Origin of the sequence: Pseudomonas sp. 43(2021) (assembly GCF_017490805.1) — a bacterium.
Lineage (GTDB): Bacteria > Pseudomonadota > Gammaproteobacteria > Pseudomonadales > Pseudomonadaceae > Aquipseudomonas.
Map to the genome: position 1 here is coordinate 154,369 of NZ_JAFGYJ010000007.1, position 25,045 is coordinate 179,413.

General features: G+C 63.1%; 28 protein-coding genes. 20 read left to right on the forward strand and 8 right to left on the reverse strand.

Annotated features, from left to right (window positions below):
* The first annotated feature begins 47 nt into the window (after positions 1 to 47).
* The gene (locus J5M71_RS08520) at positions 48 to 944 is read left to right on the forward strand and encodes a LysR family transcriptional regulator (RefSeq protein ID WP_063912319.1); all 897 of its coding nucleotides are present in this window, start codon (positions 48 to 50) and stop codon (positions 942 to 944) included.
* 1 nt (position 945) lies between these two features.
* Here the strand turns inward: J5M71_RS08520 and J5M71_RS08525 are convergent, their stop codons facing one another.
* The gene (locus J5M71_RS08525; RefSeq protein WP_063912320.1) at positions 946 to 1,269 is read right to left on the reverse strand and encodes a DUF883 family protein; all 324 of its coding nucleotides are present in this window, start codon (positions 1,267 to 1,269) and stop codon (positions 946 to 948) included.
* A 150-nt stretch (positions 1,270 to 1,419) separates the two neighbouring features.
* On the opposite strand from J5M71_RS08525, the gene J5M71_RS08530 reads away from it, so the two are divergent.
* Both J5M71_RS08530 and J5M71_RS08535 read left to right on the forward strand, forming a co-directional pair.
* Positions 1,420 to 1,635, forward strand: coding sequence for a dodecin (locus J5M71_RS08530; protein WP_013970282.1), 216 nt, complete (start codon positions 1,420 to 1,422; stop codon positions 1,633 to 1,635).
* Positions 1,636 to 1,736: 101 nt separating this feature from the next.
* Positions 1,737 to 1,958, forward strand: coding sequence for a DUF1161 domain-containing protein (locus J5M71_RS08535; protein WP_003261041.1), 222 nt, complete (start codon positions 1,737 to 1,739; stop codon positions 1,956 to 1,958).
* Positions 1,959 to 2,057: 99 nt separating this feature from the next.
* On the opposite strand, the gene J5M71_RS08540 is transcribed toward J5M71_RS08535, so the two are convergent.
* On the reverse strand, positions 2,058 to 3,062 hold the full coding sequence (locus J5M71_RS08540) for an LLM class flavin-dependent oxidoreductase (protein WP_207831457.1): 1,005 nt from the start codon (positions 3,060 to 3,062) through the stop codon (positions 2,058 to 2,060).
* Positions 3,063 to 3,256: 194 nt separating this feature from the next.
* On the opposite strand from J5M71_RS08540, the gene J5M71_RS08545 reads away from it, so the two are divergent.
* A complete protein-coding gene (locus J5M71_RS08545; RefSeq protein ID WP_207831459.1) occupies positions 3,257 to 3,490 on the forward strand; it encodes a DUF1161 domain-containing protein in 234 nt (77 codons plus the stop codon).
* A gap of 34 nt (positions 3,491 to 3,524) precedes the next feature.
* Here the strand turns inward: J5M71_RS08545 and J5M71_RS08550 are convergent, their stop codons facing one another.
* Together J5M71_RS08550 and J5M71_RS08555 are read right to left on the reverse strand one after the other, a co-directional pair.
* Positions 3,525 to 3,938, reverse strand: a complete 414-nt coding sequence (locus tag J5M71_RS08550) for a hypothetical protein (protein ID WP_063912323.1) — start codon at positions 3,936 to 3,938, stop codon at positions 3,525 to 3,527.
* Between the two features lie 54 nt (positions 3,939 to 3,992).
* On the reverse strand, positions 3,993 to 4,406 hold the full coding sequence (locus tag J5M71_RS08555) for a hypothetical protein (RefSeq protein WP_063912324.1): 414 nt from the start codon (positions 4,404 to 4,406) through the stop codon (positions 3,993 to 3,995).
* 85 nt (positions 4,407 to 4,491) lie between these two features.
* Here J5M71_RS08555 and J5M71_RS08560 point away from each other — a divergent pair, with 85 nt between their 5' ends.
* Positions 4,492 to 5,565, forward strand: a complete 1,074-nt coding sequence (locus J5M71_RS08560; protein WP_207831461.1) for an aminopeptidase — start codon at positions 4,492 to 4,494, stop codon at positions 5,563 to 5,565.
* Between the two features lie 52 nt (positions 5,566 to 5,617).
* Here J5M71_RS08560 and J5M71_RS08565 read toward each other — a convergent pair whose 3' ends face one another.
* On the reverse strand, positions 5,618 to 6,268 hold the full coding sequence (locus J5M71_RS08565) for an HAD family hydrolase (RefSeq protein ID WP_207831463.1): 651 nt from the start codon (positions 6,266 to 6,268) through the stop codon (positions 5,618 to 5,620).
* Positions 6,269 to 6,389: 121 nt separating this feature from the next.
* Complete coding sequence (locus J5M71_RS08570; RefSeq protein WP_207831465.1) at positions 6,390 to 6,938, reverse strand: gamma carbonic anhydrase family protein; 549 nt, start codon at positions 6,936 to 6,938, stop codon at positions 6,390 to 6,392.
* Between the two features lie 66 nt (positions 6,939 to 7,004).
* On the opposite strand from J5M71_RS08570, the gene prlC reads away from it, so the two are divergent.
* From prlC to J5M71_RS08600, 6 genes are all read left to right on the forward strand, one after another.
* Positions 7,005 to 9,092, forward strand: coding sequence for an oligopeptidase A (prlC, locus tag J5M71_RS08575; RefSeq protein ID WP_207831467.1), 2,088 nt, complete (start codon positions 7,005 to 7,007; stop codon positions 9,090 to 9,092).
* A complete protein-coding gene (locus tag J5M71_RS08580) occupies positions 9,089 to 9,370 on the forward strand; it encodes a YheV family putative zinc ribbon protein (RefSeq protein WP_207831470.1) in 282 nt (93 codons plus the stop codon). The genes prlC and J5M71_RS08580 overlap by 4 nt, the downstream gene beginning before the upstream one ends.
* Before the next feature lie 124 nt (positions 9,371 to 9,494).
* Entirely contained in the window at positions 9,495 to 11,489 is a 1,995-nt protein-coding gene (locus J5M71_RS08585) for a M3 family metallopeptidase (protein ID WP_207831472.1), read from the forward strand.
* Between the two features lie 77 nt (positions 11,490 to 11,566).
* Complete coding sequence (locus tag J5M71_RS08590; protein WP_207831474.1) at positions 11,567 to 12,625, forward strand: PA0069 family radical SAM protein; 1,059 nt, start codon at positions 11,567 to 11,569, stop codon at positions 12,623 to 12,625.
* 325 nt (positions 12,626 to 12,950) lie between these two features.
* Positions 12,951 to 13,670 (forward strand): carbonic anhydrase, encoded by a 720-nt coding sequence (locus tag J5M71_RS08595; protein WP_063912352.1) that lies wholly within the window; start codon positions 12,951 to 12,953, stop codon positions 13,668 to 13,670.
* Positions 13,671 to 13,860: 190 nt separating this feature from the next.
* A complete protein-coding gene (locus J5M71_RS08600) occupies positions 13,861 to 15,393 on the forward strand; it encodes a SulP family inorganic anion transporter (protein ID WP_207831476.1) in 1,533 nt (510 codons plus the stop codon).
* A gap of 131 nt (positions 15,394 to 15,524) precedes the next feature.
* Here the strand turns inward: J5M71_RS08600 and J5M71_RS08605 are convergent, their stop codons facing one another.
* Positions 15,525 to 16,166: a hypothetical protein gene (locus J5M71_RS08605; RefSeq protein WP_207831478.1), complete on the reverse strand. Its 642-nt coding sequence runs from the start codon at positions 16,164 to 16,166 to the stop codon at positions 15,525 to 15,527.
* A 369-nt stretch (positions 16,167 to 16,535) separates the two neighbouring features.
* Between J5M71_RS08605 and coxB the strand changes: the two genes are divergently transcribed.
* From coxB to J5M71_RS08625, 4 genes are read left to right on the forward strand one after another with little or no spacing between them, the layout of a single operon-like run.
* Positions 16,536 to 17,663 (forward strand): cytochrome c oxidase subunit II, encoded by a 1,128-nt coding sequence (gene coxB / locus J5M71_RS08610; protein WP_207831480.1) that lies wholly within the window; start codon positions 16,536 to 16,538, stop codon positions 17,661 to 17,663.
* Positions 17,664 to 17,706: 43 nt separating this feature from the next.
* Positions 17,707 to 19,296, forward strand: coding sequence for a cytochrome c oxidase subunit I (ctaD, locus tag J5M71_RS08615; RefSeq protein WP_207831482.1), 1,590 nt, complete (start codon positions 17,707 to 17,709; stop codon positions 19,294 to 19,296).
* A 10-nt stretch (positions 19,297 to 19,306) separates the two neighbouring features.
* Positions 19,307 to 19,873 (forward strand): cytochrome c oxidase assembly protein, encoded by a 567-nt coding sequence (locus tag J5M71_RS08620; protein WP_063912355.1) that lies wholly within the window; start codon positions 19,307 to 19,309, stop codon positions 19,871 to 19,873.
* A 16-nt stretch (positions 19,874 to 19,889) separates the two neighbouring features.
* Complete coding sequence (locus J5M71_RS08625; protein ID WP_087501037.1) at positions 19,890 to 20,777, forward strand: cytochrome c oxidase subunit 3; 888 nt, start codon at positions 19,890 to 19,892, stop codon at positions 20,775 to 20,777.
* A gap of 36 nt (positions 20,778 to 20,813) precedes the next feature.
* On the opposite strand, the gene J5M71_RS08630 is transcribed toward J5M71_RS08625, so the two are convergent.
* A complete protein-coding gene (locus tag J5M71_RS08630; RefSeq protein WP_003258925.1) occupies positions 20,814 to 21,017 on the reverse strand; it encodes a twin transmembrane helix small protein in 204 nt (67 codons plus the stop codon).
* A gap of 63 nt (positions 21,018 to 21,080) precedes the next feature.
* Here J5M71_RS08630 and J5M71_RS08635 point away from each other — a divergent pair, with 63 nt between their 5' ends.
* From J5M71_RS08635 to J5M71_RS08655, 5 genes are read left to right on the forward strand one after another with little or no spacing between them, the layout of a single operon-like run.
* A complete protein-coding gene (locus J5M71_RS08635; RefSeq protein WP_207831484.1) occupies positions 21,081 to 21,818 on the forward strand; it encodes an SURF1 family protein in 738 nt (245 codons plus the stop codon).
* Positions 21,787 to 22,368 carry a hypothetical protein gene (locus J5M71_RS08640; protein WP_207831486.1) on the forward strand — a complete coding sequence of 194 codons (582 nt, stop codon included), beginning with the start codon at positions 21,787 to 21,789 and terminating at the stop codon, positions 22,366 to 22,368. The genes J5M71_RS08635 and J5M71_RS08640 overlap by 32 nt, the downstream gene beginning before the upstream one ends.
* Before the next feature lie 9 nt (positions 22,369 to 22,377).
* Positions 22,378 to 23,457: a COX15/CtaA family protein gene (locus tag J5M71_RS08645; protein WP_207831488.1), complete on the forward strand. Its 1,080-nt coding sequence runs from the start codon at positions 22,378 to 22,380 to the stop codon at positions 23,455 to 23,457.
* Positions 23,442 to 24,335 carry a heme o synthase gene (gene cyoE / locus J5M71_RS08650; RefSeq protein WP_207831491.1) on the forward strand — a complete coding sequence of 298 codons (894 nt, stop codon included), beginning with the start codon at positions 23,442 to 23,444 and terminating at the stop codon, positions 24,333 to 24,335. The genes J5M71_RS08645 and cyoE overlap by 16 nt, the downstream gene beginning before the upstream one ends.
* Positions 24,332 to 24,964 carry an SCO family protein gene (locus J5M71_RS08655; protein WP_207831493.1) on the forward strand — a complete coding sequence of 211 codons (633 nt, stop codon included), beginning with the start codon at positions 24,332 to 24,334 and terminating at the stop codon, positions 24,962 to 24,964. The genes cyoE and J5M71_RS08655 overlap by 4 nt, the downstream gene beginning before the upstream one ends.
* Positions 24,965 to 25,045 lie beyond the last annotated feature (81 nt).

The window sequence follows — 25,045 nt, forward strand, 5'->3', positions numbered from 1 at the left end:
AAAACCGATAAGATTGCGCAAACTTGTCAGAAAAACTCACAGGTAAAATGGCCCACGACCTCCCTCCCCTCAACGCCCTGCGGGCTTTTGAGGCCACCGCACGGCTCAATAGCGTCAGCCAGGCGGCCGAAGCGCTGCACGTCACCCATGGCGCCGTCAGCCGGCAGATCAAGGTGCTCGAGGAACACTTGGGCGTAGCGCTGTTTGTCAAGGACGGGCGCGGCATCAAACTCACAGATGCCGGTGTGCGTCTGCGCGATGCCAGTGGCGAAGCCTTCGACCGGCTGCGCAGCGTGTGTGCCGAGCTCAGCCACGATGTCAGCGAGGCGCCGTTCGTGCTGGGCTGCTCGGGCAGCCTGCTGGCGCGCTGGTTCATCCCGCGGTTGGGGCGGCTGCAGGCGGACTTGCCAGAGCTGCGCCTGCACCTGTCGGCGGGCGAAGGCGACCTCGACCCGCGGCGGCCGGGGCTGGATGCGCTGCTGGTATATGCCGAGCCACCGTGGCCGGCGGACATGCAGGTGCATGTGCTGGCCGAGGAACGCATCGGGCCGGTGCTCAGCCCGCATTTCGCCGGTTTCGAGCGCTTGCAGGGTGCGCCGGCCAAGGCCTTGCTGGGCGAGGCCTTGCTACACACCACCTCGCGCCCGCAGGCCTGGCCGACCTGGGCGCTGGAGCAGGGGCTGGAGCCGGCGGCCCTCCACTATGGCCAGGCTTTCGAGCACCTGTATTACCTGCTGGAAGCGGCCGTGGCCGGGCTGGGTGTGGCGATTGCACCGCAGCCGCTGGTCGCCGATGACCTGCGGGCGGGCCGTTTGAGTGCGCCGTGGGGCTTTTCACCAACCCCTGCAGCGCTGGCATTGTGGGTGCCCCGGCGCGCCGCGGACGGGCGCGCCGAGCAGCTGGCGCAGTGGTTACGGGCGGAGCTGGCGCGGCAGGGCGCCTAGTCTAGTTGCGCTTGCACAGCAGGTAGGCTGCCAGCAGGCCCAGTGCACCAATAGCAACGCCCGCCGTGGTGTAGGGGTGTTCCTGAGCGTAATCGCGTGTGGCGATGCCAGTCTGGCGGGTACGGTGTTTCACTTCTTCGTAGGCATCGCTCAGCAGGCTACGGGAATGGCGGAGGGCGCTTTCGGCGTTGCTGCGGATGGCCTTCACCGACTTCTGGGATTCCTCGGAAGCATCATGCTTGAGGTTCTCCAGGGTCTTCAGAAGGCTCTCGATTTCGGCTTCCATGCTTTCCAGGGACGTTTTACGCAGCGAATTGCGGTGCATGTTGACTCTCCTTCGCGTTGTGGGCTGTAGAAGTTGCGACTGCCTGGCGAAGCGAAAGTGCGATCGAACTTTCACCTGCGGTGACAGCTCGCAGGTAAACCCGGCCTGCGCTGCTAGGCTGAATCTCACCGTTATCCAAGGAGAGCGCTCATGACCGACCATCACACTTACAAGAAGATCGAACTGGTGGGGTCGTCGACCACCAGCATCGAAGAGGCGATCAACAATGCCCTGGCCGAAGCCGGCAAGAGCATCAAGCACCTGGAGTGGTTCGAGGTGATAGATACCCGTGGTCATATCCGTGACAACAAGGCGGCGCACTTCCAGGTCACGCTGAAGGTCGGCTTCCGTATTGCCAACAGCTGAAACACCGTCGGGCTGGATGAGCCCGGCATGATGGGGTATTCAGGAAGGGGGCGCCTTGGCGGGCGCCCTTTCTGATTTCATCTGCACAAGGAAAGCGAGTGATGAACAAACTGATTCTGGCGCTGGGCCTTATGACCCTGGCGGGTGGTGCACTGGCAGCGGGCAAGCCGTGCGAGGAGCTCAAGGCGGAGATTGCGGCGAAGCTGGATGCCAAGGGGGTTACCGGCTACAAGCTGGAGATCGTCGACAAGGGCGACCCGGCTGGCAAGGTGATTGGTAGTTGCGAGGCTGGTACCAAGGAAATTGTGTACCGTCGCGGTTAACGGGTTGGATTCTTCGCGGGTAAACCCGCTCCCACAGGTACGGTGCCGGTCTCAGGCCCTGTGATACCCCTGTGGGAGCGGGTTTACCCGCGAAGAAGGTCACTCAGTCTTGAGAGCCTGCGCCATCAGTTCATAGGACCGGATCCGGTCCGCATGCTCATACAGATCACAGGTAAAGATCAGCTCATCGGCGCCGGTCTGCTCCAGCAGCACTTCCACCTTGGCCCGCACCTTCTGCGGGCTGCCGATCATCGCCAGGCCGAGGAAGCTGCCCACCGCATCCCGCTCATGGGGTAGCCACAGCCCATCCATGCTTTCCACCGGCGGCTTCTGCATCAGGCTCTGCCCGCGAATCAGCGCGAGGATGCGCTGGTACACCGAAGTGGCCAGGTACTCGGCCTTTTCATCGGTTTGCGCCACCACCATGGGGATGCCCAGCATTACATACGGCTTGTCCAGCGTGGTCGAGGGCTTGAAGTGGTTGCGGTATACGCGGATCGCCTCGTGCATGTAGCGCGGCGCAAAGTGCGAGGCGAAGGCGTAAGGCATGCCGCGCATGCCGGCCAGCTGGGCGCTGAACAGGCTGGAGCCGAGCAGCCACATCGGCACCTCGGTGTCGTGCCCTGGCACTGCGATCACTTTTTGGTCATCAGTACGCGGGCCGAGGTAGCGTGACAGTTCCTCGACATCGTCCGGGAAGTCATCCGGGCCGCCGGCGCGGTCGCGGCGCAGGGCGTAGGCGGTCATCTGGTCGGAACCCGGCGCGCGGCCCAGGCCCAGGTCGATGCGCCCCGGGTACAGGCTGGCCAGGGTGCCGAACTGCTCGGCGATCACCAGCGGCGCATGGTTGGGCAGCATGACCCCGCCAGAGCCCACGCGAATGCTCGAGGTACCACCGGCCAGGTAGCCGATCAGCACCGCAGTCGCCGAACTGGCGATGCCGTCCATGTTGTGGTGCTCGGCCACCCAGAAGCGGTTGTAGCCAAAGCGCTCGACGTGCTGCGCCAGGTCCAGCGAGTTGCGCAGCGACTGCGCCGGGCCGGCGTCGGCGCGTACCGGTACCAGGTCGAGGGTGGAAATCTTCAGGTCACGCAGCTGCGTCATGGAGCCTCCGCAAAGGTGTTTGGCCACAGGCCTTTTCAACTCTGTATGGGCACATTCGATGGATTCAATGCTTGCCTTGCGATTATGAGCTTGCCGTTGGCGGCTGGGCTCTTATTGGGGAAACGGTGCAATGAGAGCGGTTTGCTGTAGTCTAAACAGCGTCGGCAGCACGCTGCCCTTTCAGGAGCCGTTTCATGATTCGCGTAGCATTCGCCGTGTTGGCTTCCCTGGTCGCCACATCTGCGCTGGCGGCGGTCAAGCCGTGCGAGGAGCTCAAAGCCGAGATCGAGGCCAAGATCCAGGCCCAAGGGGTTTCGTCCTATACCCTGGAAATCGTGCCCAACAGCGAGGTCAAGGACCAGAACATGGTCGTCGGGACCTGCGATGGTGGAACCAAGAAGATCATTTATCAGAAGAATGATCAGTAAGTTCTAGAGCCCGGGGCTGCAAGGCAGCCCCAGGTCACGGAATGCAGAACACCTCGCTAGGCTCGTTCACCACTACCTTGCGGCTGCCGTCATACAGCAGCACCTGCGGCTCCATCACCGGCGCCCGAGCCTCCAGGCGGTAGCGTTCACCGGCCCGGAAGTTGTCAAAGCGTACGGTCAGGTAGCAGGTACGGTCCCTGGGTTGGGTCATGGGGCCGCCCCCGTAGATCTCATAATCGAAGCGCACTACCAGTTCGTGCTTGCCCGGTGTCACCTGGAAGTAACGGCCATCCTCCAGGCGCTGGCCATCGAGGCGGTCGGCCATGATCGTCCTGCCGGGAGTCATGGTGTACAGGTCGACCCAGGCCTGTTTGGGGTCGACGGGGGGCAAGGGGCTAGCGCAGGCCCCCAGTGCACTGAGGGCAATCAGCATCATGGGCTGGCGCATGGCAAGTCTCCACTTGCGGTTTACACGCTACAAGCATAGCGCCGTTTGTACGGTTCAGGTGCGCTGGCAGCCTGCAGGCAAGCCCTGGCCAACCAGTTTCTGCTGATGGTCGTAGAGTTTGATCCAGGGGCGGAAACCGATGCTGCCAGCCTGCATCTGGTAGCGCTGGCCGGCACTGAAATCCTTGAAGGTCAGCTTGACCTGGCAATCACGCCACAACGGCTCCTTGACCGGGCCGATATTGCTGGGGGTAACCGGAAACTGGTAGCGCACCGTCAGCTCGTGGCTGCCGGGCTGTACTTCGAAATAGCGGCTGTCGGCCCAGTCGCGTTCATCTACCTGCACGGCGTGCAGCGAGGTGTTGTCGTAGGGCGTGAGGTCGATCCAGGCCTGGTTCGGGTCTGGGTCTGGCAAGGTCGAACAGGCGGATATCAGCAGCAGTGAGCCGATGACCAATAGTGCACGCATGGCGAAACGCCCCCTTGGCGAGATAGTCTTGGAGTGAATCGGCCTTGAGCGAGTCAGACAGTCCCGGATGCTTCGACTTATTCTTATGCAGCGCTCAGGTCCTGGGCCACTCGACCTTCTTTTCACCCGTTTGGTTCCGCTGCTGGCGGTGCTCCTGCTGAACGGTTGCAGCAGTGCCGCCTACTATGGGCAGTTGGCCGAGGGCCAGTGGCAGTTGCTGCGTGCACGGCAGCCGGTGGAGCAGGTAGTGGCCGACCCGGCCACCTCCGCGCAACTGCGCGCGCGCCTGGAACATGCCAGTCAGGCACGGGTATTTGCCAGCCAGCAGCTGAAGCTGCCGGACAACCGCAGCTACCGGGTATATGCCGACATTGGCCGGCCCTACGTGGTGTGGAATGTGTTCGCCACCCCCGAGCTGTCGTTGCAGCCGGTGACTCACTGTTTCCCGATCGCGGGGTGTGTGGCCTATCGCGGCTATTACCAGCAAGGCGCGGCGCGTGGGGCGGCGGCGTTGATGCGCCAGGAAGGCATGGATGCATACGTGGGTGGCGTGGAGGCCTATTCGACCCTGGGCTGGTTCGACGACCCGATCCTGTCGTCGATGGTGGGCTGGAGCGAAGAGCGCCTGGCCACGCTGATCTTCCATGAGCTCGCCCACCAGCGCTTCTATGTGCAGGACGATACCGAGTTCAACGAGTCGTTTGCCTCCTTCGTCGAGCAGGAAGGCACGCGGCAATGGCGCATGGCGCGTGGGCTTGCTGCGGTTGGGGGGAAGCAGGGGCAGCAGCGTGAGCAGTTCACCCGCTTGGTGCTGGCCAGCCGCGAGCGGCTGCAGGCGATATATGCCGGGCCTCTGGATGATGTGCAGAAGCGGGCGGCCAAGCAGGCGGAGTTTGAGCGCTTGCGGCGTGAATACCGGCAGCTGCGGGATGGCCAGTGGGGTGGCGACAAGCGTTATGACGCCTGGATGTATGGGCCGATGAACAATGCCAAGTTGTTGCCGTTCGGGCTGTATGACCAGTGGGTGCCGGCGTTTGCGGCGGTGTTCCGCGAAGTGGGTGGGGATTGGGCGCGGTTTTATCAGAGGGTGGAGCAGTTGGGGCGGTTGCCGATTGAAGAGCGGAAGGCGGCGTTGCGGCGGTTGATGGTTAGCCGGTGAGATTCTGGGGCCGCGTTGCGGCCCATCGCCGGCAAGGCAGCCCCAATGGCCATCAAGCCTTGAGAAATGCCTGATGCATCTCGGCCAAGGTAGCAAAGTGGAATGCCGGTTCTTCCGCCATCAACTCCTCCTGGCTACCAAACCCATACCCCACCGCCACTGCCTGCAACCCATTGCTGCGCGCACCGATCAGGTCATGCTTGCGGTCGCCGATCATCAGGGTCTGCGCCGGGTCCAGCCCTTCTTCATCAAGCAGATGGCGAATCAGCTCGACCTTGTTGGTGCGCGTGCCGTCCAGCTCACTGCCGTAGATCACCTTGAAGTGGTGGTCAAAGGCGAAGTGCCGGGCGATTTCACGGGCGAACTCCCACGGCTTGGAGGTGGCGATGTACAGCGTGCGGCCCTGGCCGTTCAGGGCCTCGAGCAGCTCCGGTACACCGTCGAACACCAGGTTTTCGTACAGGCCGGTGACGCTGAAGCGTTCCCTATAGAAGTTCACCGCATCCCAGGCCTTGGCTTTGTCGAAGCTGTAGAACTGCATGAAGGCCTGCAGCAGGGGTGGGCCGATGAAGTGCTCGAGGCGGGTGAGGTCCGGCTCGTCGATGCCCAGTTTGGCCAGTGCGTACTGGATCGAGCGGGTGATGCCCAGGCGAGGGTCGGTCAGGGTGCCGTCGAGGTCGAACAGGATGTTTTGCTGGTGCATTTACTGAGTTCCACTTGAGTGCTGCGTGGTCTTCTTCGCGGGTAAACCCGCTCCCACAGGGATATCACAGGGCCTGAGGCCGGCGCCGTACCTGTGGGAGCGGGTTTACCCGCGAATGCGGTCATTCAGGTTGGTCGTAGCCTTCGGCCAGGTGCTGGTCCTTGAGCTTCACGTAGTTGTTGGCGCTGTAGGCGAAGAATGCGTGTTCCTGGTCGTTCAGCAGCCGGGCCTGTTTCACCGGGCTGCCCATGTACAGGTAGCCACTGACCAGGCGTTTGCCTGGTGGCACCAGGCTACCGGCGCCAATGATCACTTCGTCCTCGACGATGGCGCCGTCCATGATGGTGCTGCCCATGCCGACCAGGATGCGGTTGCCCAGGGTGCAGCCATGCAGCATGACCTTGTGGCCGATGGTCACTTCGTCGCCGATGATCAGCGGGAAACCGTCCGGGTTGAAGGGACCTGCGTGGGTGATGTGCAGCACGCTGCCGTCCTGCACGCTGGTGCGAGCGCCGATGCGGATGCGGTGCATGTCGCCGCGTACCACGGTCAACGGCCAGACCGAGCTGTCTTCACCGATTTCCACGTCGCCCAGCACTACCGCCGACCGGTCGACGAAGGCCCTGGGCCCAACTTTCGGAGTGTGTTGCTGGAAGCTTCGGATGGCCATGATAGCGTCTCTCATCTGTGCCGATAGGCAGGCTGCCTGCTGCGGTCGGCGTCGATTGTAATTAAGATGGGGCAGTGTTTCTTCTGCCAAGGTATCCAAACCGTGAGTGCGAACAACCCGCTTCTGCAGTCCTACGATCTGCCGCCCTTCTCGCAAATCCGTGCCGAACACGTGTTGCCGGCGATCGAAGCGATCCTGGCCGACAACCGTAAAGCCATTGCCGAGATCCTCGAAAAGCAGGGCAAGAACCCGACCTGGGCCGGCCTGGTGCTGGCCATGGACGAACTGAACGACCGCCTGGGCGCCGCCTGGAGCCCGGTCAGCCACCTCAATGCGGTGTGCAACAGCGCGGAACTGCGCGAAGCCTACGAGTCGTGCCTGCCGGCGCTGAGCGCCTACTCTACCGAACTGGGCCAGAACCGTGCGCTGTTCGAAGCCTACCAGGCGCTGATCGATAGCCCGGAGGCCGCCGGCTTCGACGTGGCGCAAAAGACTATCCTCGAGCATGCCCTGCGTGACTTCCGCCTGTCGGGTATCGACCTGCCTGCTGATAAACAGCAGCGCTACGCCGAAGTGCAGAGCAAGCTCAGCGAGCTGGGCAGCCGTTTCTCCAACCAGCTGCTCGACGCCACCCAGGCCTGGACCAAGCACGTTACCGACGAAGCCGCGCTGGCCGGCCTGACCGATTCGGCCAAGGCGCAGATGGCCGCCGCCGCCCAGGCCAAGGGCCTCGACGGCTGGCTGATCACCCTGGAATTCCCCAGCTACTACGCGGTAATGACCTACGCCAGCGACCGTGCCCTGCGCGAAGAGTTGTACGCCGCCTACTGCACCCGTGCTTCGGACCAGGGCCCGAATGCTGGCCAGTTCGACAACGGCCCGGTGATGCAGGAAATCCTCGGCCTGCGCCAGGAGCTGGCCGAACTGCTGGGCTACAAGAACTACGCCGAGCTGAGCCTGGCCACCAAGATGGCCGAGTCCAGCGACCAGGTGCTGAGCTTCCTGCGTGACCTGGCCAAGCGTTCCAAGCCGTTCGCCGCCCAGGATCTGGAGCAGCTCAAGGCCTACGCCGCTGAGCAGGGCTGCCCTGAGCTGGCCAGCTGGGACGCCGGCTACTTCGGCGAGAAGCTGCGCGAGCAGCGTTACAGTGTTTCGCAGGAAGCCCTGCGCGCCTACTTCCCGATCGACAAGGTATTGGGCGGCCTGTTCAGCATCGTGCAGCGCCTGTACGGCATCGAAATCGCCGAACTCAAGGGCTTCGACAGTTGGCACCCGGACGTTCGCCTGTTCGAGATCAAGGAAAACGGCCAGCACGTCGGCCGCTTCTTCTTCGATCTCTATGCCCGCGCCAACAAGCGTGGCGGCGCCTGGATGGATGGTGCGCGTGACCGTCGCCGCACCGCCGCTGGCCAGCTGCAGAGCCCGGTGGCCAACCTGGTGTGCAACTTCACCCCGGCCGCCCCTGGCAAGCCGGCGCTGTTGACCCACGATGAAGTCACCACCTTGTTCCATGAGTTCGGCCATGGCCTGCACCACATGCTGACCCGCATCGAGCATGCCGGCGTATCCGGCATCAACGGCGTGGCCTGGGACGCGGTCGAACTGCCGAGCCAGTTCATGGAAAACTGGTGCTGGGAGCCGGAAGGCCTGGCACTGATCTCCGCCCACTACGAAACCGGTGCACCCCTGCCCCAGGACCTGCTGGACAAGATGCTGGCGGCGAAGAACTTCCAGTCGGGCATGATGATGGTGCGTCAGCTGGAGTTCTCGCTGTTCGACTTCGAGCTGCATGCCACCCATGGTGACGGCCGCAGCGTGCTGCAGGTGCTCGAAGGCGTACGCGACGAGGTGTCGGTCATGCGCCCACCGGCGTACAACCGCTTCCCCAACAGCTTTGCGCACATCTTCGCGGGTGGTTACGCGGCGGGCTACTACAGCTACAAATGGGCCGAGGTGCTGTCGGCTGACGCCTTCTCGCGCTTCGAGGAAGAAGGCGTGCTGAACGCCGAGACCGGTCGCGCCTTCCGCGAGGCGATACTGGCACGCGGTGGCTCTCGCGAGCCGATGGAGCTGTTCGTCGACTTCCGTGGCCGTGAGCCTTCCATCGATGCCTTGCTGCGCCACAGTGGCCTGAGCGAGGACGCTGCAGCATGAGCGAGGTAGGCGTGAACAAGACCAAGAAACGCTTCATTGCCGGGGCGGTATGCCCGGCGTGCAGCGAGACCGACAAGTTGATGATGTGGAACGAAGACGGCGTACCACACCGCGAGTGCGTGGCCTGCGGCTTTACCGACACCCTCAACGAGCAGGGCATGTCGGTGCCGAAGGAACTCGGCACCCGGGTCAACCATCTGCAACCGAAAGCCGCGCCGGCCAAGGTACAGACGGTGCAGTTCTTCCCCAACCCGAAGCTGAAGAAACCGGCTGAATAAAGCCTTCGTGCCGCCCGGGCGCCGTGCCCGGGCCGGTATGCCCAGGTGGTAGATAGTCAGGCCACCTGCTGTACGCTGGCCATGCAAGCTCGCCTGCTCTTTTCTACGAGCAAGGTGTTGCACCATGGACAACCCACTTCTGCAAAATAGCCATATCCCCGTCGATTATCCGGCGATCACCATCGAAAACATGCAAGTCGCCTTTGAACACGTGCTGTTGGCGCACGAGCAAGGCATCGAACGCATCCTCCTCGATCAGCAGGCCATGCCAACCTGGGATGACATGGTGCTGGCGGTTGACGGGCTGGATAGCCAGCTGCTGGCGGTGTTGTATGCTGCCTCGCCATTGGTTGACCGGGATGAAGCCTGGGCCGCGGCCATTATCGACTTCTTTGCCAAGACCACGGAGCGGTTCGACCAGAAATTCACCAACGCCGCACTGCAGGCCCTGTATGAGCGCTTGGCCAACAGCGACATCGGCAAGCAGCTGGATGCCCAGAAACGCGCCACATTGCGCTGGCATCTGGACAAGTTCAGCGCCAGTGGTGCATCGCTCGCCCCTGCAGGCAAGGTACGCCTGGCCGAACTCCTGAAACAGATTAGCGCTGCGCGGGAGGCGTTTCGCAGCAACATCAACCGGCCAGGGCTGAGCGTCACGGATGAATCCGAACTGAGCGGTATACCTCAACGCATCCGTGATGAGCTGGCTACAAGGGCACAGGAGGCGGGAGAGCCAGGCTGGTTGATTGCGTGCGAAAGCGTGACCACCGATGCCGTGCTCAAACATGCTGACAACCGGCAGCTGCGTGAGCGCGTGTACCGGGCTTACAACACCCGAGGCGTCGGCCTTGGCCTGCAGCAGGACAATCGCTCGCTCCTGGAGCAACTGGCGAGGCTGCTGGAAGAAAAGGCTCACCTGCTCGGCTTTGCCAGCCATCTGGAGCAGAGCCTGCATGTGAAGAGCGCGGGTTCGGTTACCCATGTGCGCGGCTTTCTTCATGACCTGGCCGAGCATGTGCGGCCGGCCATGCTGCAGTGGCGCGCAGACATGCAGCGCCAGGCCGCAGCCAAGGGGCTGGGGAATATTCAACCCTGGGACATTGCCTACCTGCAGGCCTCGTCGCGCACGGTGCTGCCCACCGAAGCCTTGCGCGAATACTTCCCGCTGAATGCTGTGGTCAGCGCATTGCAGCAACTGGCGGAAAAGCTGTTTGACGTGACGCTGCAGGCCAGGCCGCTGGCAACCTGGGATGACAGCGTGCAACCGTTCGAGGTGTGGCAGGACAACGCCTTGATCGGCTTCTTCTACCTGGACGCCGTACAGCATGCCGGCAAGCAGCCTGACTCGGTGTTCACCACCTACATTCGCAACCGCCGGGTCGATGCCGAGGGGATCTACCAGGCGGCCTCGGTGGTGGTCTACAGCGACGTGCCAGCAGCGCTGCCGGGTAGCCAGCCGTTGCTGGGCCATCTGTCACTGCGCAAGCTGTTCCACGAGTTTGGCCATGCCTTGCACCACTTGCTGGTGCGCACGACCAACCACGTGATGTCCAACGTCACCGAACTCGGGACCGATGGCGTGGAGCTGTTCGGCAAGCTGTTCGAGCGCTGGGTCTGGGACGCTGATTACCTGGTGGCGATCTCGTCGCACCAGCACGATGGCAGCCAGCTTGACCGGGCGCGGGTCGATGAGTGCCTGCGCCGCATGCGGCAGCAAGGCGTGGAGGAAACCGCGCGCGATCTGAGCCTGGCGCTGTTCGACCTGGACCTGCATGGTACGCCGAACGATGGCCGGTCCCTCGAACAGCGCCTGAGCGATGCCCGTGAGCATTCTGGCTACTGGCCCCTTGCCGATTTCGAGCACCCGGCGCACGCCTTCGACCATCTGGTGAACGGCTATGATGCCGGCTATTACGCCTATCTGTGGTCGGATGTGCACGCCTTTGACCTGTTCACCCGCTTCGAGGCCCAAGGCCTGCTGGATCGGGCCACAGGCCGGGCGCTGCAGGAGACATTGCTTGCCCCGGGGGCATCGCGCCCGTTGCGGGAAGGCATCGAGCTGTTCCTTGGCCGGCAGCCGAGCCAGCTGCCCTACCTGCGTTGGCATGGCCTGAAGTGAGGGGACGCTGACCGGAGGTGCTGGAAAGATTATGGCGCGCACGATACTGTATATGAATACAGTATACGGGGTGGGCCATGATTCCTCCAGCACCGCAAAAGGGCCGTGGCACGGCACATAATCCGCACAATCGCTTTGCCCCCAGCCATTCGGTGGCGGAGGATGATGGCTGGTGCCAGGAGGTGCCGCAAACCCAGGGCACCGAGGTGCGAGTCGAGACGGCCAAGTCGGTGATCAGCCGCAACACTTCGCCCGACCTGCCCTTCGACCGCTCCATCAACCCTTACCGTGGCTGCGAGCATGGTTGCATTTACTGCTATGCCCGCCCTTCCCACGCCTACTGGGACCTTTCCCCCGGCCTGGATTTCGAGACCAAGCTGATAGCCAAGACCAATGCCGCCGAGGTGCTCGCGCAACAACTGAGCAAACCGGGTTACGTGTGCGCACCGATCAACCTGGGCTCCAATACCGACCCGTACCAGCCGATCGAGCGGGAGCAACTGCTGACCCGGCGCCTGCTCGAAGTGCTGCTGCGTTTTCGCCACCCGGTGACCATCGTCACCAAGGGTTCGCTGGTATTGCGCGACCTTGACCTGCTGGCCGAGATGGCCCGCCAGCGCCTGGCGCGGGTGATGATCAGCCTGACCACGCTGGACGATGACCTGAAACGGGTGCTGGAACCGCGTGCGGCGTCACCCAAGGCGCGCTTGCGAGCGATCCGCGTGTTGCGCGAGGCGGGGGTGCCAGTGGGCGTGTTGTGTTCGCCGATGATTCCAATGATCAACGACAGTGAACTGGAGCGCCTGCTGGAGGCGGCCAGGGAGGCTGGCGCGCAGAGCGCGGCCTACATGATGTTGCGCCTGCCGCTGGAGGTGGCGCCGTTGTTCGAGCAATGGCTGCAGGACCATTACCCGCAGCGGGCGGCGCATGTGTTGAGCCTGATCCGCCAGAGCCGCGGTGGCGAGCTGTATGACAGCCGGTTTGGTGTGCGCATGCGCGGTGAAGGCGTGTTTGCCGAGTTGCTGGCGCAGCGCTTTGCCAAGGCCATGAAGCGGTTGGATTTCGAAGGGCGAGAAGCGCAGGCGCTGGATTGTTCGGCGTTTTGCCCGCCGGGTGGGCAGATGGCGCTGTTCTGATGCTTGAGCAGAGCACGGCCAGGTTCCGGGTTCCTGCATGGGGCGCAATGCCAGCCATCAATACAACTAATCCAAGTTGATAATTGGACTAATGGCTCTTGGCAGTTGATGTTTTTTTGCTATTATCCAGTTCCCGCCTCTTTCATCTGGAACCCCCGTTCTAGAGCCTTCGAATTAAGCTTCAGTTAAGTTTTCCTCGCTAGCGTAGGAAATCAGTCCACACCGACTGTGATCTATGGCCCGTGCGTGTCATCTAAATCCCTGCATAGCCAGAATCTTTCACCGGTAAAATGGATTTACCTATACACCGTCAAGAGGATGAATCATGCCCATCAAGGACCCATCCAAGGTCGTACCGCAGGTCCCCGCGGAGAGCGCCGATGCCGCCCTTAAGCACATCGTCGACGGCTTCCTGCGTTTTCACCATGACGTTTTCCCCGAGCAGCAAGAGCTGTTCAAGAAGCTCGCCACCGCGCAAACACCGCGTGCCATGTTCATCACCTGCGCCGACTCGCGCATCGTTCCCGAGCTGATCACCCAGAGTTCGCCTGGCGACCTGTTCGTGACCCGTAACGTCGGTAACGTGGTACCGCCTTATGGCCAGATGAACGGCGGCGTTTCCAGCGCCATCGAGTACGCCGTACTGGCGTTGAAAGTGCATCACATCATCGTCTGCGGCCACTCCGACTGCGGCGCCATGCGCGCGGTACTCAACCCGCAATCGCTGACCAAGATGCCGACCGTATCCGCCTGGTTGCGCCACGCCGAAGTGGCCCGTACCGTGGTCGAGAACAACTGCTCGTGCGGCAGCGAACACGAAACGATGCAAGTGCTGACCAAGGAAAACGTCATCGCCCAGCTGCATCACCTGCGCACCCACCCTTCGGTGGCTTCGCGCCTGGCCGCCGGTGAGCTGTTCATCCATGGCTGGGTCTACGACATCGAGACCAGCAAGATCGAAGCCTACGACGCCGCCAGCGATAGCTTCCTGCCCCTGGCCGCCGGCGAGCCGGTCCCCTGCGCTACTCCGAGAGGCCGCTACTAAGCGACCCATCCGCCCGCTGAAACCTTGATAGCCGGCTGCACCCCCTAGGGTGTGGCGCGGCCTTCGGCTGCCTTGAATTCCCTGACTGCCTGCCGGCACGCCCGCTGGCGGCCCGCGCCTGCGCGCTCGTCAGGGGCAAACGTGCCCACGGCCAGGGGAATGGCTGTGTGACAGAGAAAGGAGAAACACGGTGAACATTACACAGTTGAAAACGGCCCTGCCGCGTGAGTTGCTGGCGTCGGTGGTGGTCTTCCTGGTTGCCCTGCCGTTGTGCATGGGCATTGCGATCGCCTCGGGCATGCCGCCAGCCAAAGGCCTGATTACCGGCATTATCGGCGGCATTGTCGTGGGTTTCCTCGCCGGTTCGCCGCTGCAGGTCAGTGGCCCTGCAGCGGGCCTGGCGGTACTGGTGTTCGAGCTGGTGCGCCAGCATGGCATGGCCATGCTCGGGCCGATCCTGCTGCTGGCCGGCTTGCTGCAATTGCTGGCTGGGCGCTTGCGCCTGGGCTGCTGGTTCCGGGTTACCGCGCCGGCGGTTGTGTACGGCATGCTGGCCGGGATTGGCGTGCTGATCGTGCTGTCGCAGGTGCATGTGATGTTCGACACCGCGCCGCAGCCTTCCGGCATGCAGAACCTGCTGGAGTTCCCGGCGACGGTGGCCGCAGCCCTGCCACATGAAAACGCCGGCTCCGGCTGGGTGGCCGGTGCGCTGGGCCTGGGCACCATCGCCATCATGTGGGGCTGGGAGCGCCTGCGGCCGCAGCGGCTGCGCTTCGTCCCGGGTGCCCTGCTGGGCGTGTCGGCCATGACGGCAATCAGTATGTGGCTGGCCTTGCCGGTGAACCGCGTACAGGTGCCGGCCGACCTGTCCGAGGCCATCGACTGGATCCGCCCTGGTGACCTGATGCAACTGGCCGACCCTACCCTGCTGGTTGCCGCGTTTGCCCTGGCCTTCATCGCCAGTGCCGAAACCTTGTTGTCGGCTGCAGCGGTTGACCGCATGCACAGCGGCCAGCGTTCGGACTTCGACCGTGAGCTGTCGGCCCAGGGCATCGGCAACATGCTGTGCGGGGTGTTGGGCGCGTTGCCGATGACCGGGGTGATCGTGCGTAGCTCGGCCAACGTGCAGGCGGGTGCACAGACCCGGGCTTCGGCAATCTTCCATGGCCTTTGGTTGCTGGCATTCGTGGTTGCGCTGAGCAGCGTTTTGCAGCAGATCCCGGTGGCGAGCCTGGCGGGTGTGCTGGTGTTTACCGGGGTCAAGCTGGTGGATTTCAAGGCGTTTCGCGGCCTTGGCCGCTATGGCCGTATGCCGATGTTCACCTACGCGGCGACGGCGTTGGCGATCATCTTTACCGACCTGCTGACCGGCGTGCTGCTGGGCTTTGCCCTGACCTTGCTGAAGCTGGCTCTGAAGGCGGCGCGGTTGAAGATCAACCTGGTCAGCCTGGAGAAGGCTGGGCACATGGAACTGCGGCTTAGTGGTGCCGCCACCTTCCTCAAGGTGCCGGCGCTGACTCAGGTGCTGGATAGCGTGCCGGCGGGGACCACGCTGCACGTGCCGCTGGGTAACCTGAGCTATATCGACCACTCGTGCCTTGAGCTGCTGGAGGACTGGGGTCGCAGCAATTCGGCCAATGGGTCGCGGTTGCTGATCGAGCAGCGGCGCCTGAAACGGCGGATCGAGGGGCGGATGCGGACTACGGCGGGGGTTGGGGCTTGAAGCTGAAAGCCTGTATCGCCTGAACTGGCCTCTTCGCGGGCACGCCCGCTCCCACAGGTACTGCACAGGCTTTGAACCCTGTGCAGTACCTGTGGGAGCGGGCGTGCCCGCGAAGAGGCCGGGACAGGAAATCAGGCCGGCTGGCCCAACTCCACACCCAGCTGACGAGACAGGCACGGCCAGCGCTTCCACGCCGCACCGGTTTCCGGGCTGCTCAGTTTCTCGCGGTAGGCCTCCACCGACTCCACCGCGAAGCTTTCGTCGTTCAACATTTCGTCCACCGAATGGTGCACCACTTCATCCAGCTGGTTGGCAAAGGTCTCGCCAATCAACTGGTGGGCAATCAGGTTGGCGACGGTGGTGTCGACCGGGATCAGCGGCTGCTGGAAGTGACGGATGTACAGGTCGTTCACCTCTTCCACCAGGCGGTGCGCCAGGTAGGCCTCATCCAGCAGGCAGTCCAGGCCCACATGCCCTTGCATCACGCTGGGTGGCTGCAGGAAGTAGGCTTCGGCAATTTTCAGTACAGGTTTGATCTGCGATTCGATCCCGGCCTCGCGGGCAACCGCGTGGGCGGCCTCCAGCAGTTCCGGAACCTGGTCGATGTAGGCGCTGACGAAGCGCGCCAAAGTACCCTGGGCGTCCTGCTCAGGCAGTTGGATCGAGGGGTGCAGGTGGGGCAGTTGCAGCTCGAGACGCTTTTTCAGTTGGCCGGTCTGGCCTTCGTGTTGATGGGCTTGGCTTACCTGCTCGCGTACAGCAGCGATGTTCATGACAACTCCAGGGACATTACGTTTCAAACGGAAGACACTAAATTAGCTCGGTATACAGAATACCTAAGACGCATTTGTTATAAGTCGCGCAAACGTGTGCATGCTCAGGCATATCGAAACGCCATTATTGTGCCATGCCGTGTCAAGCGCGCGGTTTTCAGGCTATTCAGCCATTTCATCGAGTTCATTTCACGGGCTTCGTTGCGTGCCGTTGGTCGCTGTCTATACTCCCGGTGAACGTGATTCGTTGATGAGGCCCGACTGCTTTTAGCAGGGGCTCGGTCGTCGAAGCCAGGCAGTCTTGACCACCGTTCCCTCTTGCCGCAGGCCACGCCTCCGGGACTACAAGAACGAGAAGGGGAACCCGCAATGATGCGACATCCACATGTCTGGATGGGCCTCCTGTTGTGGTCGGTTTTTGGTCAGGCCAACGCCGCCTGGACCGTGAACATGCACCCGGGGGCGACGGAAGTCTCCAACGCCGTCTTCGACCTGCACATGACCATCTTCTGGATCTGCGTGATCATCGGTATCGTGGTGTTCGGTGCGATGTTCTGGTCGATGGTCATCCACCGCCGCTCCACCGGCCAGCAGGCTGCGCATTTTCACGAGCACACCTGGGTGGAAATCCTCTGGACCGTGGTCCCCTTCCTGATCCTGGTGGCCATGGCCATCCCGGCCACCAGGACCCTGATCGACATCTACGATGCCAGCGAGTCGGACATCGATATCCAGGTTACCGGCTACCAGTGGAAGTGGCACTACAAATACCTGGGCCAGGACGTGGAGTTCTTCAGCAACCTGGCCACCCCCACCGAACAGATCCATAACAAGGCACCCAAGGACGAGCACTACCTGCTCGAAGTCGACCAGCCGCTGGTGCTGCCGGTGGGCGCCAAGGTGCGCTTCCTGGTGACCGCTGCCGACGTCATCCACTCCTGGTGGGTGCCGGCCTTCGCGGTCAAGCGTGATGCCATCCCCGGCTTCGTCAACGAAGCCTGGACCCGTATCGAGAAGCCAGGCATCTACCGCGGCCAGTGCACCGAGCTGTGCGGCAAGGACCACGGCTTCATGCCGGTGGTGGTCGAGGTCAAGTCCAAGGCCGACTACGACACCTGGCTGGGCGAGCGCAAGGCTGAAGCTGCCAAGCTCAAGGAGCTGACCAGCAAGGAATGGACCCTGGAAGAACTGGTGGAACGTGGTGACAAGGTCTACCACACTACCTGCGTGGCCTGTCACCAGGCCGAAGGCCAGGGCCTGCCGCCAATGTTCCCGGCGCTCAAGGGCTCGAAGATCGCCACCGGGCCGAAGGAAGCCCACCTGGGCATCGTCTTCCACGGCAAGCCCGGCACCGCCATGGCCGCGTTCGGCAAGCAGCTCTCGGAAGTCGATATCGCCGCCGTGGTCACCTACGAGCGCAACGCCTGGGGCAACAACAAGGGTGACATGGTCACGCCGAAGGACGTGCTGGCGCTGAAGCAGGCAGAAGCGCAATGAACCGGGTTACTCGCGGCAATCAATGGATTGCAGGAGACAGGACATGAGTGCAGTGATCGACGACCACGCCCACGGCCATGAGCATGCACACGGCCCGGCCAAGGGCCTGATGCGCTGGGTGCTGACCACCAACCACAAGGACATCGGCACGATGTACCTGTGGTTCAGCTTCCTGATGTTCCTGCTCGGTGGCTCGTTCGCCATGGTGATCCGCGCCGAGCTGTTCCAGCCCGGCCTGCAAATCGTCCAGCCGGAGTTCTTCAACCAGATGACCACCATGCACGGCCTGATCATGGTGTTCGGTGCGGTGATGCCGGCCTTCGTCGGCCTGGCCAACTGGATGATCCCGCTGATGATCGGCGCGCCCGACATGGCCCTGCCACGGATGAACAACTTCAGCTTCTGGCTGCTGCCGGCGGCTTTCCTGCTGCTGGTCTCGACCCTGTTCAGCCCGGGCGGCGGGCCCAACTTCGGCTGGACCTTCTACGCCCCGCTGTCCACCACCTATGCGCCGGCCAGCGTCACCTTCTTCATCTTTGCCATCCACCTGATGGGCATCAGCTCGATCATGGGCGCGATCAACGTGATTGCCACCATCCTCAACCTGCGTGCCCCGGGCATGACCCTGATGAAGATGCCGCTGTTCGTCTGGACCTGGCTGATTACCGCGTTCCTGCTGATTGCGGTGATGCCGGTGCTGGCTGGCGTGGTGACCATGATGCTGATGGACATCCACTTCGGCACCAGCTTCTTCAGTGCCGCCGGCGGTGGTGACCCGGTGCTGTTCCAGCACGTGTTCTGGTTCTTCGGCCACCCCGAGGTGTACATCATGATCCTGCCGGCCTTCGGCGCGGTCAGTTCGATCATCCCGGCGTTCTCGCGCAAACCACTGTTCGGCTATACCTCGATGGTGTACGCCACCGGCGCCATCGCCTTCCTGTCGTTCATCGTCTGGGCCCACCACATGTTCGTGGTCGGTATCCCGGTGGTCGGCGAGCTGTTCTTCATGTACGCCACCATGCTGATCGCCGTGCCTACCGGGGTGAAGGTGTTCAACTGGGTCAGCACCATGTGGGAAGGCTCGCTGACCTTCGAGACGCCGATGCTGTTCGCCATCGCCTTCGTCATCCTGTTCACCATCGGCGGTTTCAGCGGGCTGATGCTGGCGATCGCCCCGGCGGACTTCCAGTACCACGACACCTACTTCGTGGTGGCGCACTTCCACTATGTGCTGGTGCCTGGGGCGATCTTCGGCATCTTCGCCTCGGCCTACTACTGGCTGCCGAAATGGACCGGCCACATGTACGACGAAACCCTCGGCAAGCTGCACTTCTGGCTATCGTTCGTCGGCATGAACATGGCCTTCTTCCCCATGCACTTCGTGGGGTTGGCCGGCATGCCACGGCGGATTCCCGACTACAACCTGCAGTTCGCAGACTTCAACATGGTGTCGTCGATCGGCGCGTTCATGTTCGGCGCCACGCAGATCTTCTTCCTGTTCATCGTCATCAAGTGTATTCGTGGCGGCGCGCCGGCACCGGCCAAGCCCTGGGATGGCGCCGAGGGCCTGGAGTGGTCGATCCCTTCGCCTGCGCCGTATCACACCTTCCAGACGCCACCGGAAGTGAAATAGGAACCGTGCCATGAACGGCCTTTCGCTGAAGCGCCTGGTGTTGCGCCTGCTGATGCTGACGGTGGTGATGTTCGCCTTCGGCTTTGCCCTGGTGCCTATCTATGACGTGATGTGCAAGGCCTTCGGTATCAACGGCAAGACCGGTGGGCAGTATGAAGGCAGCCAGATCAGCGACCCCACGCGGTCGGTGCGGGTGCAGTTCATGTCGACCAATGCCAGCGACATGGTCTGGGACTTCTACTCCACCGCCGATCAGTTGGAGGTCAACCCGGGGGCGGTGAACCAGATGATCTTCATCGCTCACAACCCGACCGACCGGCCGATGAGTGCGCAAGCCATCCCCAGCATCACCCCGGCCGAGGCCGCGGCGTACTTCCACAAGACCGAGTGCTTCTGCTTTACCCAGCAGGTGCTGCAGCCCGGCGAACGCATCGAGATGCCGGTGCGCTTCATCGTCGACCGCGACCTGCCGGCCAGCGTGAAGCACCTGACACTGGCCTACACCTTGTTCGACATCACCGCTCGCCACCCGCCGGTCGCGCATGTCGCGGCCCAGGACGTCCAGGGCGCCCGTTAAGGGAAGGAGAACAGCAATGGCAAGTCATGAGCACTACTACGTCCCGGCGCAGAGCAAGTGGCCGATCATCGCCACCATCGGCATGTTCATCACGGTGTTCGGCCTGGGTACCTGGTTCAACGACATGAAGGCTGGCCATCCCGAGTCGCACGGGCCGCTGATCTTCTTCATCGGCGCGTTGTTCCTGGCCTACATGCTGTTCGGCTGGTTCGGTTCGGTGGTACGGGAGAGCCGCGCGGGGCTGTACAGCCCGCAGCTGGACCGCTCGTTCCGCTGGGGCATGAGCTGGTTCATCTTCTCCGAGGTGATGTTCTTCCTGGCCTTCTTCGGTGCGCTGTTCTACGTGCGCGTGCTGGCCGGGCCGTGGCTTGGCGGTGAAGGGGCCAAGGGTGTTGCGCACATGTTGTGGCCGACCTTCGAATTCACCTGGCCGCTGCTGCACACGCCCGACCCGAAACTGTTCCCGCCGCCCAAGGAAGTGATCGACCCGTGGCACCTGCCGCTGATCAACACCATCTTGCTGGTCAGTTCCAGCGTGACCATCACCATCGCCCACCATGCCCTGCGCCGTGACCACCGTGGCCCGCTGAAATTCTGGATGGCGCTGACCATCATCCTGGGCGCCAGCTTCATCGCGTTGCAGGCCTACGAGTACCACGAGGCCTATACCAAGCTGGGGTTGACCCTGGGATCGGGGATCTATGGCGCGACGTTCTTCATGCTAACCGGCTTCCACGGCGCCCACGTTACCTTGGGCACGATCATCCTGATCGTGATGTTCGTGCGCATCTTGCGCGGGCATTTCAACCCGGAGAAACACTTTGGTTTCGAGGCGGCCAGTTGGTACTGGCATTTCGTCGATGTGGTGTGGGTGGGGTTGTTCATCTTTGTCTATGTGTTGTGAATAAAGAACCCGCTCCCACAGGGGTAGGTGAGAACTTCAGAAGGGGGCGTGCGAGACGAGCTGACCGCTGATGAAGCCCCAGGCCACCAGGCCGATGGTCAGGGCCGCCAGGGTCACCCGCACGGTCAGCGCTTTCAGCAAACGGGTCGAGTTTTCATCGTCCTTGACCAGAAACACCAGGCCACTGAACAGGCTGGCAATCGTGGCCAACAGCATCAGGACAATCGCGGCCTTGAGCATGGCGATACTCCGGGGGGATGCGGTGATGTGGATAAGTATAGCGATCGGCCCGGCGAGGCTCCGATGAGGCCGTTTCGTCCGGGCTGGGTACCAACCCTGGTGGTGCTTGCGCTGCTGCCGGGGTTGATCGCGCTTGGCTGCTGGCAACTCGGCCGTGCCGAGGAAAAGCGCGTACTGCTGGCCGCCTATGCCGAGCGGCGGATCGAAGCGCCCTTGGCCACCGCCCAGCTGACCGCGAACCAGGACAATGCCTTCCGCCGCGTGCATCTCCATGGCCGCTTCGACGCCGGGCACAGCCTGTTGCTGGACAACCGCATGCGCGATGGCCAGGCCGGTGTCGAGCTGCTGCAACCCTTCCACGACCAGGCTAGCGGCCTGTGGCTGTTGGTCAACCGCGGCTGGCTACCCTGGCCGGATCGCCGCGTGCCTGTGCATTTCGATACCCCTGCCCAGGCGTTGGCGCTGGATGCCTCGGTATATGTCGCGCCTGGCAGCACATTCCAGTTGCATCCCGACCCTGCAGGCGGCCAGTGGCCGCACCTGCTGACCGCCGTGGATGCCGCCCAGCTATGGCAACAGCTCGATCGCGAAGGCTTCGCCCATGAGCTGCGCCTGGAGCCCGGCCCGGCGACCTATCGCCTGGACTGGCCGGTCGTTGCCATGGGCCCGGAAAAACACCTGGGCTACGCCGTGCAATGGTTCGCCCTGGCAACCACTTTGGTACTGCTCTACCTCTACTTCGGCTGGCACCACAACAAGGAGAAACCTCATGGCCACCGCCACTCCACTGGAAGTGCCTGAACGTAGCAAACCCAGAGCCCGCGGGCGTTTGCAGCTTTTCCTGATCCTGCTGGTGGTGCTCGGGCCGATGGTCCTGGCCACCAGCATGTACAAGCTCAAGTTCTGGGTGCCGGAAGGCCGCAGCTACCACGGCGCCATGATCGGCAACGGTGAAAGCCGCGCCGATCTCGGCGTGGCAGGCCAGGACGAGCACTGGCAGCTGCTGGTGAGCGCGCCCGAGGTGTGTGCCGAGGACTGCCAGCGCCTGGTGTACCTGGCCCGGCAGATCCAGGTTGGTCTGGGCCGCGATGCCAGCCGTGCCAGCCATGCGCTGGCGACCGCCCAGCCGCTGAGCGCCGACTACCAGGCGCTGATTGGCCGTGAGTATCCGCAGCTGCAACGCTACCCGCTGGATGCGCAACGCTACCTGCAGCAGGTCGGTGAGGCCGGCCCGCAGCTGTGGATCGTCGACCCGCACGGCAACCTGGTGCTGCGCTACGACGCCAAGGTCAACGGCAAGCATGTGCTGGACGACCTGCGCCACCTGCTCAAGCTGTCCAACATTGGCTAGGAGCCTGCCATGGCCAGACCCGGATTCCGCCTTGCTGTGTTCGCCACCCTGCTGGCACTGCTGGTCGTCCTGCTCGGTGCCTATACCCGCCTGACCCACGCCGGCCTCGGCTGCCCTGACTGGCCGGGTTGCTACGGCTTCATCAGCGTGCCCAAGAGCGAAGCGCAGCTGGCCCATGCCGAGCTGCATTTCCCCGAGCACCCGGTGGAAGCTGCCAAGGGCTGGGCCGAGATGGTCCACCGCTACTTTGCCGGCACCCTGGCGATGGTCATAGCCCTGCTCGCCGTGCAGGCGCTGCGCCGGCATACACGCGATGGCCAGCCTTATCGCCTGCCCTTGCTGTTGCTGGGCGTGGTGCTGGCCCAGGCCGCCTTCGGCATGTGGACGGTCACCCTCAAGCTGTGGCCGCAGGTGGTCACCGCGCATCTACTCGGTGGCTTCACTACCCTGAGCCTGTTGTTCCTGTTGTCCCTGCGTCTGTCCCGGGCCTTTGCGCCCTTGCCCAAGCTGCCATTGAGCCTGCGCCGGATCGCCGCGCTGGCCTTGCTGGTGGTGATCGGCCAGATCGCCCTGGGCGGCTGGGTCAGTGCCAACTACGCGGCCGTCGCCTGCATCGACCTGCCCACCTGCCACGGCCAGTGGTGGCCGGCGGCGGACTTCAGCAACGGTTTTCACCTGACCCAGCACGTCGGGCCCAACTACCTGGGCGGGCAGCTGGACAGTGATGCGCGCACGGCCATCCACATCAGCCACCGCCTGGGTGCATTGCTGGTGACCTGCGTGCTGCTGATGCTCAGCTGGAAGCTGCACCGCTGCGGCCTCCCTGGCCTGGCGCGGCTGGTGCTGCTGGCGCTGCTGGTGCAAGTCGGCCTGGGCATCAGCAATGTGCTGCTGCACCTGCCGCTGGCCGTGGCCGTGGCACACAACGCGGGTGGGGCGCTGTTGTTGCTGAGCATGGTGCTGGTGAACTACCGCATCCGCGTGGTCGACAAGGTTCGCGTGGGTGTCGGCCATGGCTGGCGCCTGCGACCTGTGGCTGGCGTGGGTATCTCCCACCACATGAGGAATGATTCGTGGCGACGCTTCTGAGCGCACGGCGGGCCAGCTGGCGTGATTACCTGGAGCTGACCAAGCCCAAGGTGGTGGTGCTGATGCTGATCACCTCGCTGGCGGGCATGTTCCTGGCCACCCGTGCAGGTGTCAGCTGGAGCGTGCTGCTGTTCGGCAACCTGGGCATTGGCTTGTGTGCAGGCGGCGCGGCGGTGGTCAACCATGTGGTGGACCGACGCATCGACGCACTGATGGCGCGTACCCACAAGCGGCCCCTGGCCCAAGGCCGGGTCGAGCCGCTGCCGGCGCTGCTGTTCGCCTTGGCGCTGGCGCTGCTGGGCATGGCCCTGCTGCTGGTGTTCACCAACTCCCTCACCGCCTGGCTGACGCTGGCCTCATTGCTCGGCTATGCGGTGCTCTATACCGGCTTTCTCAAGCGTGCCACGCCGCAGAATATCGTCATCGGTGGCCTGGCCGGTGCCGCCCCGCCGTTGCTGGGCTGGGTGGCGGTCAGTGGCCATGTCAGCGCCGAGCCCCTGCTGCTGGTGCTGATCATCTTCGCCTGGACCCCGCCACACTTCTGGGCCTTGGCCATTCACCGCAGGGAGGAATACGCCAAGGCCGATATCCCTATGCTGCCGGTGACCCACGGCGAGCGCTACACCAAGCTGCATATCCTGCTGTACACCCTGGTATTGCTGGCGGTGAGCCTGCTGCCCTACGCCATCCACATGAGCGGCCCGCTGTACCTGGCCTGCGCCCTGGTGCTGGGCCTGCGCTTCCTGCAATGGGCCTGGGTGTTGTACCGTGGCAGCCGGCCGCACGCGGCGATCGGCACCTTCAAGTACTCTATCGGGTACCTGTTCGCGCTGTTCATCGCGTTGCTCCTCGACCACTACCTGTTGCTGAACCTATGACCCGAACCCAGAAAACCGTCTTCATCCTCGTTGCCCTGGTCGCGTTGATCCTGGGCCTGACCGTCAACAAGGTGCTCAATGGCCGCGACCAGCCCAACCCCACCGAGCTGATCGATGCCGGCATCATCCTGCTGCCGCAGAGCCGTACCGTGGCTGACGTGACCATGACCAACCAGGACGGCCAGCCGGTGCAGCTGGATGACCTGAAGGGCAAATGGTCGCTGCTGTTCTTCGGTTATACCTACTGCCCGGACATCTGCCCGACCACCCTGGCCCAGCTGCGCCAGGTGAAGAGCGAGTTGCCCAAGGAGGCCATCGACCGGCTGCAGGTGGTGCTGGTGAGCGTAGACCCGAACCGCGACACGCCGAACCAGCTGAAGCAGTACCTGGGTTATTTCGACAAGGATTTCGTCGGGGTGGTGGGGTCGATCGAGGATACCCAGAAGCTGGCCAATGCCTTGAGCATTCCGTTCATTCCGGCCGATACCAGCAAGCCGGGGTATACCGTGGATCACAGCGGCAACCTGGCGGTTGTGGGCCCGGACGGGCGTCAGCGCGGGTTCATTCGGGCGCCGTTCAACAACCAGAAGCTGGTGGCGCAGTTGCCCGGGCTTGTGAAGCGGGATTGAGTTAACCCCAAAAGCTTCGCGGGTAAACCCGCTCCCACAGGTACAGCGTAGGCCGTGAGCCTTGCGCTATCCCTGTGGGAG

Coding starts and splice junctions, on each gene's coding strand:
- J5M71_RS08520 (WP_063912319.1), top strand. CDS start 48: ATGGCCCACGACCTCCCTCCCCTCAACGCCCTGCGGGCTTTTGAGGCC.
- J5M71_RS08525 (WP_063912320.1), bottom strand. CDS start 1,269: ATGCACCGCAATTCGCTGCGTAAAACGTCCCTGGAAAGCATGGAAGCC.
- J5M71_RS08530 (WP_013970282.1), top strand. CDS start 1,420: ATGACCGACCATCACACTTACAAGAAGATCGAACTGGTGGGGTCGTCG.
- J5M71_RS08535 (WP_003261041.1), top strand. CDS start 1,737: ATGAACAAACTGATTCTGGCGCTGGGCCTTATGACCCTGGCGGGTGGT.
- J5M71_RS08540 (WP_207831457.1), bottom strand. CDS start 3,062: ATGACGCAGCTGCGTGACCTGAAGATTTCCACCCTCGACCTGGTACCG.
- J5M71_RS08545 (WP_207831459.1), top strand. CDS start 3,257: ATGATTCGCGTAGCATTCGCCGTGTTGGCTTCCCTGGTCGCCACATCT.
- J5M71_RS08550 (WP_063912323.1), bottom strand. CDS start 3,938: ATGCGCCAGCCCATGATGCTGATTGCCCTCAGTGCACTGGGGGCCTGC.
- J5M71_RS08555 (WP_063912324.1), bottom strand. CDS start 4,406: ATGCGTGCACTATTGGTCATCGGCTCACTGCTGCTGATATCCGCCTGT.
- J5M71_RS08560 (WP_207831461.1), top strand. CDS start 4,492: ATGCAGCGCTCAGGTCCTGGGCCACTCGACCTTCTTTTCACCCGTTTG.
- J5M71_RS08565 (WP_207831463.1), bottom strand. CDS start 6,268: ATGCACCAGCAAAACATCCTGTTCGACCTCGACGGCACCCTGACCGAC.
- J5M71_RS08570 (WP_207831465.1), bottom strand. CDS start 6,938: ATGGCCATCCGAAGCTTCCAGCAACACACTCCGAAAGTTGGGCCCAGG.
- prlC (WP_207831467.1), top strand. CDS start 7,005: ATGGGGCAGTGTTTCTTCTGCCAAGGTATCCAAACCGTGAGTGCGAAC.
- J5M71_RS08580 (WP_207831470.1), top strand. CDS start 9,089: ATGAGCGAGGTAGGCGTGAACAAGACCAAGAAACGCTTCATTGCCGGG.
- J5M71_RS08585 (WP_207831472.1), top strand. CDS start 9,495: ATGGACAACCCACTTCTGCAAAATAGCCATATCCCCGTCGATTATCCG.
- J5M71_RS08590 (WP_207831474.1), top strand. CDS start 11,567: ATGATTCCTCCAGCACCGCAAAAGGGCCGTGGCACGGCACATAATCCG.
- J5M71_RS08595 (WP_063912352.1), top strand. CDS start 12,951: ATGCCCATCAAGGACCCATCCAAGGTCGTACCGCAGGTCCCCGCGGAG.
- J5M71_RS08605 (WP_207831478.1), bottom strand. CDS start 16,166: ATGAACATCGCTGCTGTACGCGAGCAGGTAAGCCAAGCCCATCAACAC.
- coxB (WP_207831480.1), top strand. CDS start 16,536: ATGATGCGACATCCACATGTCTGGATGGGCCTCCTGTTGTGGTCGGTT.
- ctaD (WP_207831482.1), top strand. CDS start 17,707: ATGAGTGCAGTGATCGACGACCACGCCCACGGCCATGAGCATGCACAC.
- J5M71_RS08620 (WP_063912355.1), top strand. CDS start 19,307: ATGAACGGCCTTTCGCTGAAGCGCCTGGTGTTGCGCCTGCTGATGCTG.
- J5M71_RS08625 (WP_087501037.1), top strand. CDS start 19,890: ATGGCAAGTCATGAGCACTACTACGTCCCGGCGCAGAGCAAGTGGCCG.
- J5M71_RS08630 (WP_003258925.1), bottom strand. CDS start 21,017: ATGCTCAAGGCCGCGATTGTCCTGATGCTGTTGGCCACGATTGCCAGC.
- J5M71_RS08635 (WP_207831484.1), top strand. CDS start 21,081: ATGAGGCCGTTTCGTCCGGGCTGGGTACCAACCCTGGTGGTGCTTGCG.
- J5M71_RS08640 (WP_207831486.1), top strand. CDS start 21,787: ATGGCCACCGCCACTCCACTGGAAGTGCCTGAACGTAGCAAACCCAGA.
- J5M71_RS08645 (WP_207831488.1), top strand. CDS start 22,378: ATGGCCAGACCCGGATTCCGCCTTGCTGTGTTCGCCACCCTGCTGGCA.
- J5M71_RS08655 (WP_207831493.1), top strand. CDS start 24,332: ATGACCCGAACCCAGAAAACCGTCTTCATCCTCGTTGCCCTGGTCGCG.